Annotated in this window: 11 protein-coding genes; 1 reads left to right on the forward strand and 10 read right to left on the reverse strand. The window is 60.6% G+C overall.

Annotation, left to right across the window (positions count from 1 at the left end; all coding sequences use genetic code 11):
* Window positions 1-82: 82 nt before the first annotated feature.
* Genes C5L12_RS12385 through C5L12_RS12415 form a run of 7 tightly spaced genes read right to left on the reverse strand, consistent with a single transcriptional unit; the run spans window position 83 to window position 8,878 of the window.
* Window positions 83-1,054: an FAD:protein FMN transferase gene (locus C5L12_RS12385; protein WP_157949043.1), complete on the reverse strand. Its 972-nt coding sequence runs from the start codon at window positions 1,052-1,054 to the stop codon at window positions 83-85.
* Window positions 1,047-1,598 carry a nitrous oxide reductase accessory protein NosL gene (locus C5L12_RS12390; RefSeq protein WP_105372351.1) on the reverse strand — a complete coding sequence of 184 codons (552 nt, stop codon included), beginning with the start codon at window positions 1,596-1,598 and terminating at the stop codon, window positions 1,047-1,049. The genes C5L12_RS12385 and C5L12_RS12390 overlap by 8 nt, the downstream gene beginning before the upstream one ends.
* On the reverse strand, window positions 1,595-2,422 hold the full coding sequence (locus C5L12_RS12395) for an ABC transporter permease (protein ID WP_105372352.1): 828 nt from the start codon (window positions 2,420-2,422) through the stop codon (window positions 1,595-1,597). The genes C5L12_RS12390 and C5L12_RS12395 overlap by 4 nt, the downstream gene beginning before the upstream one ends.
* On the reverse strand, window positions 2,419-3,330 hold the full coding sequence (locus C5L12_RS12400; RefSeq protein WP_105372353.1) for an ABC transporter ATP-binding protein: 912 nt from the start codon (window positions 3,328-3,330) through the stop codon (window positions 2,419-2,421). The genes C5L12_RS12395 and C5L12_RS12400 overlap by 4 nt, the downstream gene beginning before the upstream one ends.
* The gene (locus C5L12_RS12405) at window positions 3,327-4,667 is read right to left on the reverse strand and encodes a nitrous oxide reductase family maturation protein NosD (RefSeq protein WP_245422875.1); all 1,341 of its coding nucleotides are present in this window, start codon (window positions 4,665-4,667) and stop codon (window positions 3,327-3,329) included. The genes C5L12_RS12400 and C5L12_RS12405 overlap by 4 nt, the downstream gene beginning before the upstream one ends.
* A gap of 32 nt (window positions 4,668-4,699) precedes the next feature.
* Window positions 4,700-6,619, reverse strand: a complete 1,920-nt coding sequence (gene nosZ / locus C5L12_RS12410; RefSeq protein ID WP_105372355.1) for a TAT-dependent nitrous-oxide reductase — start codon at window positions 6,617-6,619, stop codon at window positions 4,700-4,702.
* A 24-nt stretch (window positions 6,620-6,643) separates the two neighbouring features.
* Window positions 6,644-8,878, reverse strand: coding sequence for a 4Fe-4S binding protein (locus tag C5L12_RS12415; RefSeq protein ID WP_105372433.1), 2,235 nt, complete (start codon window positions 8,876-8,878; stop codon window positions 6,644-6,646).
* A gap of 212 nt (window positions 8,879-9,090) precedes the next feature.
* On the opposite strand from C5L12_RS12415, the gene C5L12_RS12420 reads away from it, so the two are divergent.
* Window positions 9,091-9,927: a ferritin-like domain-containing protein gene (locus C5L12_RS12420; protein WP_105372356.1), complete on the forward strand. Its 837-nt coding sequence runs from the start codon at window positions 9,091-9,093 to the stop codon at window positions 9,925-9,927.
* Between the two features lie 177 nt (window positions 9,928-10,104).
* On the opposite strand, the gene C5L12_RS12425 is transcribed toward C5L12_RS12420, so the two are convergent.
* The 3 genes from C5L12_RS12425 to C5L12_RS12435 are packed head-to-tail and all read right to left on the reverse strand — an operon-like array spanning window position 10,105 to window position 14,527.
* Window positions 10,105-12,456, reverse strand: coding sequence for an FTR1 family iron permease (locus C5L12_RS12425; protein ID WP_105372357.1), 2,352 nt, complete (start codon window positions 12,454-12,456; stop codon window positions 10,105-10,107).
* A complete protein-coding gene (locus tag C5L12_RS12430; RefSeq protein WP_105372358.1) occupies window positions 12,453-14,003 on the reverse strand; it encodes a multiheme c-type cytochrome in 1,551 nt (516 codons plus the stop codon). Before C5L12_RS12430 ends, C5L12_RS12425 begins: the two co-directional genes overlap by 4 nt.
* Entirely contained in the window at window positions 14,000-14,527 is a 528-nt protein-coding gene (locus C5L12_RS12435) for a hypothetical protein (protein ID WP_105372359.1), read from the reverse strand. The genes C5L12_RS12430 and C5L12_RS12435 overlap by 4 nt, the downstream gene beginning before the upstream one ends.
* Window positions 14,528-14,541 lie beyond the last annotated feature (14 nt).

The raw sequence follows: 14,541 nt of genomic DNA on the forward strand, positions 1-14,541 counted from the left end.
TGCCGTGGGAGCTTCCGGTTGTTCCAGCGCAGCATTGACGCGCGAAAGAAGGGCTGCGCTCACAGCAAGATCGGCGGAAAATCTAGACGGGGAGAGCATCAACCGAAACGGTCTGCTCTCCCGCAAGTATTGTTTGGATTGTTTGCCGATCGATTAGACCAAAGGCGGTCGAATAGGCGTCGGCCCGGGTAGCGTTATCGGCAATGACGGTCACTCTGCGGTAGAGGGGAGCGATCTTGCCTTTCCGGGGATCAAGTATATGGCTGAACCGCCCGGCGTTGTCGAAATGGAAACCGGAGAAGCTTGATGTGGCGACTGCCTTATTCACCACCGGAAGGACCTTGTCTGTTCGAGTATCGGTCTGGTTTGCCGCCAATCCGATGCGCCAGGATGACCCGTCAGGCTTTGTCCCGATTGCGTAGCTTTCGCCCATGTCGACCAAGCTGCTTTCGATGCCACTCTCCCGCATCAGAGCGACCACTCGGTCCGTGACGTAACCCTGGGCGATCCCGTTGAGCGTCAACGCCATACCGGGCCGTTTGAAGACGATCCGATCACGGCTGAACTCCAGGTGCTGAAAACCAATGGAGGTTCTGACCTGCTCCAGCTCGACCTGAGAAGGGCCGGAGGCCGCGGCATCAGTCTTGCTGAAGTGGCGGGCGTAAAGTGCCCAGAGCGGCTGGATGCTGGGGTCGAAAATTCCGTTCGTTTTCTCCCAGGCTTCGCGGCTCGCTTGCAGCACGGCCACCAGATCTCGCGACGGAGCCGCCAAGGCACCCACACGGTTGAGCTCGCATAGCTCGGAATGACTGCGATAGAGGCTGAAGATATCTTCGAGCCGGCGGGCTTCCGCCACCACGCGACCGATCAGGTTTTTCGCAAATGAGCGGTCCGGATGGTTGAGGATGAGCGTGGTCGCGGCTCCAAGCGCATGGCCATGCCAGACGACCGGCTCGATTTGCACACCGGCCCTAGCGTGGGAGGGAAGCAACGATAGCCCGGCGGCTGCACCCAGGATCCGCAACGTTCTGCGGCGTGATATTCCGCTAGTCATCTGCGTGCCCCTCCGTGGTGTCATTTGATGCCGTATCGGTCGCCGTACCGGCACTTAGGATGTAATCCCTTGGAATATCGCTGAAACCGACGATCCTCCCCCCGTGTTGTTGCGCGAAGCTGCGCGCATCCTCCTGAACGGAGAAGGGGACCGCTTCGTCTGCATCCATGCCGCCGCGCTGTGTGCTGCCGATGACGAAATAGGCCTTCTTTGCGTCTATCCAGTTTTCCGCTCCCGGCTCCTCCCAACTCGGAGCCTTGCTCATGTCGGATACGTAGATGGCTGCGATATCCCGCGGCTCCTCCGGCAACATCGTGAAGGCCAGGGTGTCCCGGGCCGACGAAAACCAGATCGCTTCCGGGATATTTTTAAGAATTATCTGACCTTTTGGCCCTGGATGTTCGAGCACGTTCATGCCGCAATAGCGGCCCATCGCATCCTCGGTAAGGGCGAAGGGAGCGGGTGGGGTTGCCTCTTCCTGACCGCTGCATCCGGAAAACAGGAGCGTCGAGGCAAGCGCAATTATGGCCAGGGGAACGTTCATGCTTCTCTCCTGGAAAAAAAGAAACTGGCAAGGCCAAGGGGAACAATGGTCCAAAGGAAGAGCGCCACGATCATCACAGGAGTCGACAGGCGGCTATTGGCGGCGACGCCTCCCATGCCCGACAGTGCGCCGGCGTTTCCGGAGCCAAGATTGAGCAGGCGGTAGGCGTCAGTTGGATTGGCGACAAGCAGAAGATCGAGCAGGAGGGCCGGCACGGCGCGGCCTTGGGCAGCGACCAGTCCGCCGAGCAGCGCCATGTCGTAGATCAGCACGAAAAACAGCCATATGCCGATCGCGATGCCGCCTGCTGTGCTGCGTTCGCGGGCGAGCGTGCTTGTGAGATAGCCGATGGCAAGAAACACTGCGCCGAGCAGTACCGAGGAGCCGAGCATGGAGAGAAAGGCCAACCAGCTTTCGCCGGTAATATCCGTACCTGTCAATGTCAGGGCCACCGCCGAGGCTCCGAAGCCGATCAGCGTGGCAAAAGCGAGGATAGCCAGGTGGCCGAGAAACTTACCGAAGATGACCTCGCCACGACCAATCGGATAGCTGAGCAGCAGCAGCATGGTGCCGCGTTCGGATTCCCCGACAATGGCATCGTGCGAGAGCAGCAGGGCGATCAGCGGCAGCAGGAAGATCGTTAGACTGGAAAGGCTGACGATCACCACATCCAACTGGTTGACGCCGACATTGCCGGTTGGGGCGCTGCCGAGGAAGGAAAGGGTAAGGGAAAGGGCGGCTAGCAGCAGCGTGGTTGCCAGGACCCAGCGGTTACGCAATCCTTCCTGGATCTCCTTGCGGGCGATGATGAGAATGTTGGTCATTTGCACGCCTGCCCCGTCAGAAAATGTGCGTAGAGATCATCAAGCGTCGGCTCGATCACGGTCAGATCCGCGAGTTTTGCGGGCTGGACGGTCATCCTGTGGAGAAGCGGGATCTTGTCCTCCGGCGCGACTTCGGTTTCGAAGGTGCCAGTGGGCGTCCGTTTCCAGCCTGTTTCTCCAGAAGGCCATTCGGGGCCGTGATCCTCGGCGAAGCGGATACCGATGCGGGTCGGCAAGCGCGCAATCCGTCGCAGTTCATCCAGCGTACCGTCGGCGATCTTCACGCCTCGATTGACGATAATGACGCGATCGGCGCGGTCTTCCAGTTCGGTCAATGCGTGGGAAGAGAGCAGCACCGTTGCGCCGTCGGAACGCAAGTCGGCAATCAGGTCGTAGAAACTGCGGCGAAGCGCCGGATCGAGACCGCTGGTAGGCTCGTCAAGCAGCAGGACGCGCGGTTCGCCAAGTAGGGCCTGGGCGAGCCCAAGCCGTTGCCGCATGCCCTTGGAATAGGTGCGAACCGGGCGGTCGGCAGCTTCCTGAGCAAGACCGACGCGTTCGAACAGTGCATCGGCGGAGGAAAGCGGGACCCGCTTCAGGCGGGCATAGAAGGAAAGGGTTTCCCGGCCGGTTAGCGCCATGTGAAAGGACACGCTTTCGGGCAGATAGCCAAGCCGCTGGCGAACATGGAAGTCGCCCTGGGCAGGATCCTCGCCCAACATCTTCAAGGTGCCGGTGGTTGGGCGGATCAGCCCCAGCATGAGCTTGATCAGCGTGGTCTTGCCCGCCCCGTTATGCCCGACCAAAGCAATCGTCTCACCGGCATTGAGCGCGAAGGACACGTCCTTCACCGCGTGAACATTGCCGTAGCGCTTGGAAATACCGGTAGCAGAAACTGTCGCCGTCATGGTCTTGCCTTCTTCTCATTGATCGGCGCCATCAGAGGGTGGCTGTCCACCACGCCGCCAGGCAGGAGTGCCGGAAATTGGGCCTGTGCCCAGCGGATGACCTGAACAGCCGGGCTGGTCATCAGGACCTTCGCCTGCGGCGAGGTCCACAGCACCTGGTCAATCAGATCGTTTGGCCTATAGGGATTGTCGGCGATGCCATCGCCGTCGAGGTCGAAAGCCGGATTATCGCTCCAGTAGTTGCCGCGGTTCTCATAGGACCAGTCGAGAAAACGGGTACCGACATATTTGACCTGGTTGCGATTGTTGATGAAGGCATTGCCGCTCATCCGATTGCCTTCGGAGCCTGCGGTGAAATGGATGCCGATGGCGCAGTTTTCGAAGTGGTTATCCGCAAACCGGTTGCGGTTGGCATTGTACATGAAGACGCATTTTTCGGGTCCGAGCCGTGCACCGCCCTCCAGAGCCATATCCGCGACCTCGGTTTTCGGCATTCCATGTTCGCCTGTCTGCTGACCAGCCGAAAGCCAGCGATCGATCGGCTGCATCCGGCCAATGACTGTATTTCCGTGGATTTCCGAACTGTTGGCCGCATTGAGAAGCAGCCCATGGTCGCGATCCCCGTTCGAAACGTTGCCGACGATCTTCAGCCGTTTCGAAAACATGATCGCGTAGCCGACCGAATTGCCGGTCGAGACATTGTCGCTGATCTCGCTGTCGTTGGTGTACATATAATGGATCGCAAAGCGCAGATCGGAAAAGCGATTGCCGCTGAAGACGTTGTTCTTGCTGGCGGTCGTCGCGATCCCGTCACGGCCGAAACTGACGTCGTTGCCGATTACCTTGGCGCCGGGTGAGTTCCAGATGGTGATGCCGCTACCGGCCTCGCTCATGCGGCCGGATCTGAGGCCGACCACGCGGTTGTTGCGGGCAATGGAATCAGCCGCGCCATAGAGATAGATGCCGGACATATTGTCGGTGACGGTATTATCTTCGATGACTGCGCCGGTTGCCTCCTCCGTCGCATAGATACCGGAATCCCGCATCGACAGGTTTCGGCCCGATCCGGTGACGGAGAGCCCACGCACAGTCACGCCGGGCGAAGCGATGGTGATTACGCTGCCTTCGCCGCTGCCTGTGATGGCAGCACCTGGCCTTCCGACAAGCGCAAGAGGCTTGTCGATCACAATGGGACCTCTGTAATCGCCAGACGAGAGGACAAGCGTGTCTCCCGGCGCGGCTCTTGAGATAACCTCCTGCAATGCGACGTCGGCCGGTGACACGGAAATATCCGCCGCCAGCGTCACGGCTGGGATGGCGGCCAAGAAGGCCGCCATCCCAGATCGTATCGTCGGGTGACGAAGAGACATCACGCCGCCTTCGGTTCGACGAACATGCGGCCCTTCATTTCCATGTGCATGGCATGGCAGAACCAGGAGCAGTAATACCACCAGACGCCTGGCTTGGTGGCCTTGAACGTGACGGAAGCGGTAGCCTGCGGGCCGATCTCCATATTGATGCCGTAGTTGATGATGGCGAAGCCGTGGGTCAGATCCTCCACCTCGTCGATGTTGGTGACATAGACGGTCACTTCATCGCCTTGCTTCACGGAAAAAGTCTCCAGGCCGAATGCCGGCGCTGACGACGTCATGTACACCCGGACCTTGTTGCCGTCGCGGATGACTTCGCTGTCCATCATCAGGTCGATGCCATCCGCCTTGGCCTGGGCCACGGCATCTGCGAAGAACGGGTCGTCGCGCTTCCAGACATGCACCGGATTGATCTTCGAAGCGTGGACGATCGTGGCGTCATGCGGCTCTGCAAAGGAGGGGCCGTCGTGAACGATGACCATCTCGTCGCCGGAGATGTCGATCAGCTGATCATTTTCCGGCTTCAGAGGACCGACGTTCAGATAGCGGTCCTTGGAGAATTTATTGAGGGAGATAAGCCACTTGCCATCCGCGTCCTTGGTCTGACCCATCGAGGTATGGTTGTGGCCCGGCTGGTAGTGGACGTCGAGTTTCTGGCGGATCGGATTGACTTTTTCGCCTGCGTAGGCGCGCTTCGCGTCCTCGATGTTCCACTTGCAGACCTGGCTGTCGAGGAAGAGCGTGGTATAGGCATTGCCCTTGCCGTCATAGGCTGTGTGCAGCGGGCCGAGGCCCAGTTCCGGCTCGGCCACAACGCAGTCCCGCGGCTTGATCTTGTCGTCGAACAGATCATCGAACTTGCGAACGTCAAAGACCGTGACGGTTGGGGACAGCTTGCCGTTGGCAACGACATGGATCCCGTCAGGCGCTGTATTGATGCCATGCGGGCTGTTGGAAATCGGAATGTAGCGGGTAAAGGGCGAACCCTTGCGGCCATCGATCACCGGCACGCCGCCCATTTCCTTGAACTGGCCCTTGGCGACGGCTTCCTCGATCCGCTTCAGGTTGAAGACCACGACCCAGTCCTGCTCGCTGGACATCATCTGTTCGAGATTGACGCCCTCCTCGGAATTGTAGCAGGTCGCAAATGCATATTTGCCCTGATAGTCGCAGTCGACATTGTCGAGGTTGCCGTCGACCATGACCTGCCATGCAACCTTCATGGTTTCGCCATTCACCGCGGTGAAGATCGCGTGATACTGCTTGTGATCGTCAAGCACCTTGCCATTGTTGGGGATCGGCACACGGTCTTCGCCGTTGCAGAACACATAGCCCGTCTTCGGGTATTTCTGGACGCGAAGGCCGTGAACGGTGTGCTGGTTCGGCAGCTGGATGATCTTGTCGCACTTCATGACGTCGAGGCGAATACGGCAAACGCGGGTATTGGCCTTGTCGTTGGCATAGAGATAACGACCATCATAGGTGCCGTCGGTGAATGAAGGATGCGGATGGTGCAGGTCGCCGTTGACATAGGTGCCGCCGAGATCCTTGAGGAATTCCACGGATTCGGGGAGGAGCCCTTCAGTTAGGATCTTGCGGCTTTCATTGGTCTGTCCCCAACCAGTGGCGCTGCAACGGTTGAACACGGGAATGCGCATCAGTTCGCGCATGGAGGGCAGACCGACAACCCGGACCTCGCCCGTCTGGCCGCTGGAGAAGAATGTGTAATATTCGTCCAGTTCACCCGGCTTGACCTCGTAGCTGTGGTCGGACGACCCTTGGGCCGCCGCTGGAGTGGCGACGGCGCCTGTCAGGCTGAGCGCGCCTCCGATAGAAGCCGCCCCGGCCGCCGCGGCAATGGCCGTCGACCCCAGTATCTGACGCCTGTTCAGGCGCATCGGGTTTTCCTCATTAGACATAGTAACCTCTCTTAGGCTTGTTGATCACGCAGGGCTTTCCGACGTTCCGCCGGCCCTGCCGATCGGAGCGCCATTGTGGGTGACAACCGTTTTTGGCGGGGGTTCTCCCCGGGATGCGGGTGTCGAAAGAGCCATGAATTTTTCTCGCTTCAGCCGCACCTGGATCATGTGCGGGCAGCGGTGGTCGTCATGGTAGAGTTCCTGACAATGCATGCAGTAGATGCACTCGTTGACGTTGATCTGACCTTCCGGATGGATCGACTGAACAGGGCATTCCTTGGCGCAACGCTGGCAGGGCGAGCCGCATTCGGGCCAGCGCTTCAGCCACTCGAACATCCGGATGCGCCCGGGAATGGCGAGAGCGGCGCCTAAAGGGCAGAGATACCGGCAGTAGAAGCGCTCGATGAACAGGCCGGCAGCCAGCATGGTCAGAGCGAAGATGACGAACGGCCATTCGCGGGCGAATTTCAGAATGATCGCAGTCTTGAACGGCTCGACTTCCGAGAACATTTCGGCGAGTGCGACGGAATAGAGCGACAACCCGAAGAGGCCGAGGAAGATGATGTACTTGATCGGCCACAACCGCTCATGCAGCCCCCAGGGAAGCCGGACCTGCGGAACTTTGAACTTTTGCGCAACTGTATTGGTCAGTTCCTGGAGGGCTCCGAAGGGGCAGAGCCAGCCGCAGAAGGGGCCTCGACCCCAGAAGAGAAGACCGGCGGCAATCGCCGCCCACAGGATGAAGATCAGCGGAGCCGACAGGAAAAATTCCCAATTGAAGCCGGTGATCAGCGAATTGACGAAGGTGAGGACATTCACCACCGACAACTGGGCGTTGGCATACCAGCCGAGCCACACGAGGGTGAACAGGAGATAGCTGCGGCGTATCCATGCAAACAGGGCAGGGCGCTTTACCAGCCAATCCTGGAAGAAGAAGATCGCGGTAAGGACCAATAGCGCAGCGATCGTGATGCCGATCTTGATGCGGTTCATGTCCCACATCCGCATCCACAACGGCTGTCCCTCTGCGACCTGCGCGTCCGAAAGGATATCGCTCGCCGGCGTGGCCGCTTGGGGTGCTGCGGCCTGCGCCGGTGCCGGCGGCGCCTCTTTCGTTACGTAGCTGTCCGGTAGGACATAGGAGAGGTTGTAGGGCAGAATCGATTTGTCCCGGCCTTCGGCGCTGCGTTGCACCAGCATCTGCAGTTCGAACGGCTCGGTCACGTCGAAGGCAAATTCGGCGGGCACCACGAACAGCGCGATTTCGCGCAGGCGGGGAGCGCCCGCCGCCGCCAGCGCCGGGATGCGGGTGTGATCTCGATCGCGGAACCGCAGGCCTTGGCCGTCCTGGAGAAGCTCGATGCGGTCGAAAATGCCGCCGCGCACATAACCGGAACCCTTGAAGGAGTAGGCGCCGTCGCCTGCCACCAGGATTGCCGACTGCCCCGGCTTCAACTGCGCGGCCAACCGCTCATAGGCGGAATTTCCAAGAAGAGTACGGCCGATCGCCGGGACGCTGACAGGCGCGAGATAGAGATCGATGAAACGATCGTCCCGGTTCTTCGTTTCCGGCTTGTCCGCTGCAATCGTTTGGCGGGCCGCGCGGAATGCATCGGAGACCTCTCCCACTGTCATCCGTAAGCTGCGAACCGATCCGTCGCCCAGAAGTGTCTGCCAATCGCTAGTGGCGGTCCTTGCCAGATCGAGCTTGCGGTTCTCTGCGGAAGGCGCCGCCGTCGGTGCGAGAGCGACACCGATGCGGTTGGCGCGAATGAGCTGGACTGCCGCACGCGACACGCTGTCGCCCATGACAAGTACCGTGACCGTGGCGCCGCTGACGATATCGACCTGGGGTGGCCGCTCGGCGCCTGACGCCACGCGGCCCATGTCCTTGTCGATCAGGGCGTTCATGGAAGCAACGACCTTTTCCTCAGGAATGCCGATCAATACGATCGGCTCCTTGTGGTCAACGAGCTTGAAGCCGCGGATGATGCCCTTCGGATCAATGCCGACGACGATATGGATAGGCTTGCCCGAATAGCCGATAGAGCTCGTGAAATCGGAGTTGAGGTAGGCGTAGCCGAGCAACTCCTGTCCGCGCAGAACCGGTGCGATCGGCGGCTCGCCAACGGGATCGCCAAAGCGATCCGCGCCCTTGAAGAGGTCGTCCGGCCCCACCTTGTTGAGATAGCCGACGAGTGCATCGGCAGCATGGCTGGACGATGTAAACGCCATGGCGGAAAAGAGGAAGGCCACCATCGCGATCAGCCAGATCAGAGGCCTGCGACTGCCGCTCGAAATTATGCTCTTTATCATCCGCTTCGTTTCGCGACGCCTCTATGCTGTTGAAGCCTGTCTATCGAGGGCAACACGGGTGCACTTTGTGCTAAGTCAAACTTTGAGAGGCATCTTTCGCGCAGATTGGCTGGACTTGGCGGATGCGCGTCAGGAAAGCCGGCGAGGGAGCAAGAATGACAGACGACGGAAAACAACCGTGGCAGATCGAATCGATGCAAGCGCTTCTGTCGATGGCCCGGGCTCTCGAACAGGAGGCGATCGCCGGATATAGGGCGCTTGCCGAACGCATGAGAAGAGAGCATCGCCCGGATCTTGCTGCTGTCTTCGAAACCTTGTGTGCGGAGGAAGAGGGGCATCTCGGCAATGTCGATCGATGGATCGAGCAGTCGGCTGTTGCCATTCCGGCGGTGGTTCGCCCCGAGCAGGCAATGTTCGACGATGAGGGAGCGAGCATGGTCGCGCCGGAACTTCTCAGCTCATATCGGGCCTTCTCCATGGCGGTACGCAATGAGGAACGCGCCTTTGTGTTCTGGACCTATGTCGCGGCGCATGCGCCATCCGACGAGATACGGGAGGCTGCCGAACAGATGGCGCGCGAGGAACTGGGCCATGTGGCAACTCTTCGCCGCGAACGTCGGCGCGCCTTTCACAATTTGCGCCATGCTGAGGGAATTCCGGCGCGTCCCGGTCTGGCCCAGCTGGAACTGCGCCTTGCAGATCACCTTGAAGCAAAAGCCAACGAGGTTACACGGGACGAAGCGGAAAGATTGCGCAAGTTGGCGGTGGCGTCGCGGGCACGTAGCGGAGATATCCTCGCTAAGCCCTACGGCAGAACCAGCGTGCTGGACAATGCCGCGGAAGGTGCCGACGCCAGGCTTGTCCCGACTTGCGAACTCATCCTCGACGCCTATCTGGATCTCGCGGAGCACGAAAGGAACGAAGATATGCGCGCGAAGGCGCAGTTCTCGGCCGGAGCTCTCATCGAATGCCTCGTATTCATCCGCGAGTAGATGAAGGTAGGTATAGGCAGCCGCACAGGGCTCGCCACACGCCGATCAAGTTGCCGACGGCCGGCCTTTGATCGAGCCATGAGCCACGCCTCCCTTGACGTGTTTGCAAGTCGATATGTCAGGTCTGCATGGCGATCGGACGGCGTTGTGTTGGACGGCGGTTCTCATGCTCAAGCTCTAGACCGGCTCCCGAGGCGCTACCGGCGTGTTGCTGGCGCGCGTCTCCAACGCCTTTGTCAGCAGCAGCCAGATTACCGACAGCAGCAGCAGAGCCGCCATACCCGCCTGTGCCAGCAATGCTTCGGCGACAGGATAGAGGCCGAAATAGAGCTGCATCCAGGGGCGATCGGGGAACCAAGCCACCGGCGTCGCGGAGAGGAGGGCTGCGGTCTGCAGGCCACGGACCCCACTTCCGATAAGGACGATGCTGAGGAGAGCGAGCAGGCATCCCGTTAGCCGAAAGAAGGCCGCGACCGGCAACTTCGCCTCCAGCCCGAGGATGGCATAGGCAACGGCCGCGGCGAGCAGTCCGCCGATTGCAAGTCCTGCAAGCACCGGTAGGGCTGGGGCATCGAACAGCAAGGCCTCGTAGAACAGAACCGTCTCGAACCCTTCCCGGAAAACGACGAGGAAGGACAGTGCAAACAGCGTGAACCAACCGAAATGCCTCACTTTTTCCCCGGTCCTGGCTTGGGTGGCGGCTGCAGTCTTCCTGCGTATTTCGGCCACCCAATCCCCGACATAGGCTTTGCGGAATATCCAATGGGTCACGTAGACAAGAACCGCTGCCGCGATCAGTGCGGTTGCGCCCTCGAGGAGTTCACGTTGCAGGGTGCTCATTGCAAACAATTTGCCGACGACCAGCCAGAGTACGAGGGAACCGACGAGCGCAACCGCTACACCGCAGCTCAACGGCCAGCGCCAGCCTCCTCTCCCGGCGGCCGGCATGCGGTTCGCTTTCAGGGCACCGACCATGCACGCAAGAACCAGCACGGCTTCCAATCCTTCTCGCAGCAGGATGGCAAGGGATTGCAGGAAGGCGCCGGATGATGAAAGCTGGGTATTCAGCACCTCTTTCGCCTCCTCCGTCGCGCTCTTCATCCGGGCAATGGTTTGCTTCAGCAACTCCGGACTGCGGTCGGCAATGATGCGCCCCAGACCCGGTTCAGCGACTCTGCCCTCCCAGAAGCCCGCCTCCATCTTCAGCGCCAGGCTCGGGGCGCGCGGCATCAGGCGTTGCTCGATGTCGGGATCGAACAGCGCATAGGCTTCCAGCCGTTTCAGTTCGGCTTCCTCCCAGTCGCCAGCCTGAGATACCAGCAGAATTTCGTTGAGAATATCCGGCAGCAGCGACAGAGCGGCCTCATGGCCGCCCTGATTCAGCTTCGTCCCATAGAGATCCGCAAGAAGGCTACCCGCCTCGTCCGCGAGAGATCGCACAACTGTCTCGTCACCCTTGTCCGCGACCAGGGTCTTCATCTGAGCGAGAATTGCAGTAAAGCGCTCGAACGACCCGGGAGACCGGGCGGCAAGGTCGTAGCCGAGGTCACCGAACAGCATCTCCGCACGGTCGCGAAACAGGCCGGCCTCGAAGTATTCGAAAGGGATGGTGATCTCGCCGTCCCTCACTCCCTTTTCGTATTCCACCGGAACGAGGCCGATGAAGCGCGCCAGTAGCCGAACACGTCGGTCGAGTTCATCTGCGGACAAGCTGGTCGGCGCATAGGTGGCAAGGGTCGCCTCGATCTGCGCGACCAACGAGTGAAGGGCCTGCCCGTCGGTCGGCGACGCTTGGGCGAGCCGCGCGAAGGCGTCGCCGAGAATCCTGCCCTCATCGGGTTCGAGCCGGCTCGCAATATTGTCGGATAGCAGTGCGTAAAGACCGATTGCGCGAGACAGAGCTGCGGATAACTGCACTCCATAGCCTGTGGCTAGGTGCGACCGCGCTGCGGCGATTGCCTTGCGCAATTCACCCGCATAGATGCCAAGCAGCTCCGCCTCGATGACCTCGCGAGCACGCTCCGCCTCAATGCGGCCCGCAAGCGCTTCGCGCATGGCGATGCTGGCAGCCGTATCCCGGGATGTGCGCGCATATTCACGAATGTTGAGCCAGGCGGCGGCATCCTCCATGCGACCTTGCTCTAGGCATGCCAGGGTCGCGCGAAAGGCGCCGTCGAGCATGGCGGTCCAGATTTGTGCACGCGCGGCGGCGGCGTTCACCGAATCCCATCGGGAAACAGCCTCGGCAAATGCCGCAACGGCCTCGGCCACACGATGGGCCTCATTGGGTCCCATCCGTTCATAAGCTGCCTCGAGCTGGTTGCTCCACAGATGGGTGACCCGCTCCAGCCGCTCTTCGACCTCTTTGCGAAGGGCGGCGTCCGGCGTCCGGAACAATCGGCGCTGTATCTGCGCACTTTCCGTCCTCACCACTTCGGCGTCCTGCCAGGGAACCACCTGCGCCTGCGCTGTCGATCCCAGTATGAGAACAAACACGAGCACGGCGGCGCGGCAGGCATTTTTGATCATGGTCGGACCTTTTCGGTATCGGGAAGTCTGAATGTAGCGACCGCCAGCTCGAACGGCGGAATGACGAGGTCCGTCTTCAGCGTGTTATAGGTAAATTCCTGGGTGGCGACGCGGTACCAGAGCCGCGCCTCCAGCCTGAATGGCCCCTTGGCATCCGGCGGAAGCTGCGTCTCGTAGATGACAGCGTCCTCTCCCTTCGGCGGCACACCGCGACGTACATGCGAGATGGCGACCGTAACGAACGTGAGATGGTCGGGAATGCGCTTGCCCTCTGCGTCAAGGAAGTCTTCCCGCCAGATCACGGCCTCCGGATCGGTCTCGCCGCGTTCCGCGTCGAAGGCACCCGAATGATAGATCTCGGCGCCGGTCGAATCCCGGACGACGACTTCCAGCCACATATATTTCTGATCAATCACCCCGGTCGGCAGATTGTGCCCGGCGCCGAGATTTTGTACGGCCACTGCAAAACGCAGATTCCCCTCGGCGACTTCACTCTTGCGCAGCGCAAGTCCTGCGGCCGAGCGCAACAGCGCCCGTGTAGCCTCGCCCTGCCGGGCAACAAGTTCGGTGTTTCTTGCATCCGAAAGACCAGGCAGGATTCCTCCCCGCAGGAAGGTGAGCTTGGATCCGAGGCTGGTGTCGAACATCAAGTAGTTCGAGCCGACGAAATTGTGGGCATAGCGCATCGGCTTGCTGAGATCACCGGCTCGGATCTGCCGCACATAGGCAGCCGGATCCGGCGCCATGTGGCAATCCTGGCAGGTGACATTGTTGCGGCCGTACCAGCTGTCGCGCCATTCGCTGAAGGTCGTCTGCACATGCTGCCGGCTCTGCGCCTTCGACATGGAGCCGTCATAGGCCTCGGTGTGGCACGCGCCGCAGAAATCCCCGCTGGCGATCAACGCGTTGGTCTCTGCTGCACCGTAGGCGCGAGCGTGATCACGCGGCGCAGCCAGGATCATTGGATCGGACACCTGGTCTACCCCGGTATTCACCGCAAGCGTCAGTGCTCCGTTGCCCTCCTCGGGATCGGCGTGGATCGCCGTATGACACATGACGCAGGTGATGCCCTCGGTTTCCGCATCAGACGGCATGACGGATTTGAAACGATTGGTGCGTCCGGCCAGCACCTCGCCCGGCGCATGACAGCCCTCACAGAACCGTGCCTTCTCCACGCCATCCTTATGGAGGTCCTCGTTGGCTTCAACGGCTCTTTCATAGACCGTATCCCGGCCGGCGATGGCGTGCAGGGACGGCGCCCATTCATCGAACTCGCGCCTGTGGCAGGCCGCGCACTCCGCGGCTGACCGGATTTGGCTGGGATCCGCCATCTTGCCATTCTCGGTCTGCACGCGCGACGGCCAGAAGGGCCGCTCACGCCCCGCTTCATCCGGACCGAACGGCAACTGATAGAATGGGATGTCTGCGACTTCGACTCCCGGCTCCGGGATTTCAGGGCGCAACAGTTCCGCCCCAGCTAGAAAGACCAGAGCGGAAAGCATCCCGAGCGCAAGCGGGGGAAGATTGGCCTTGAACTGGTACTTCATGACGCACGCCGTCTCTTTCCGGCCGGTGGTGGCGCCCAGTGCCGCAGCGTGAGATGGACAATAAGGCCCGCAGCTGCGGCAACCGCGCTCCAGAGATGCAGAAAGGTCAGCACATAAGTCGCCTCGAAGCGCCAGAACCAGAGGCCACCACCGAAATGGATCAACGTTGGCAACACCATCATCAGGCCCGTCACGAGGATGACCGCATATTTTGCCAGCAGGATCCAACTGAGCCAGGTGAAACCTGGCCGTTGGCTCTTCGGCGAGCCGCGCAGTACATGCCCGGCGATCCAGGACAGGAAAACGGCTGCAAAGACCAGACCAAGGATGATGTGGAGCAACAGCACCACCTCACCGGCGTTCCAGTTGCGCGCCGCAAGAAATTCGACATGCAACCCCGTGCCGAACAGAAATGCAAACAGCAGGCATAGCGTCAACGCCCGCCGAAGCCCCGGTCTGCGCGGGCCGTAATCGGTCAGGAGCTGCCGACAGGCCGGCGGGGGAGGGAGGCGGATGTGTTCCATCTCATCGCTTCCTG

Origin of the sequence: Neorhizobium huautlense (assembly GCF_002968575.1) — a bacterium.
Classification (GTDB): Bacteria; Pseudomonadota; Alphaproteobacteria; order Rhizobiales; family Rhizobiaceae; genus Neorhizobium; species Neorhizobium huautlense.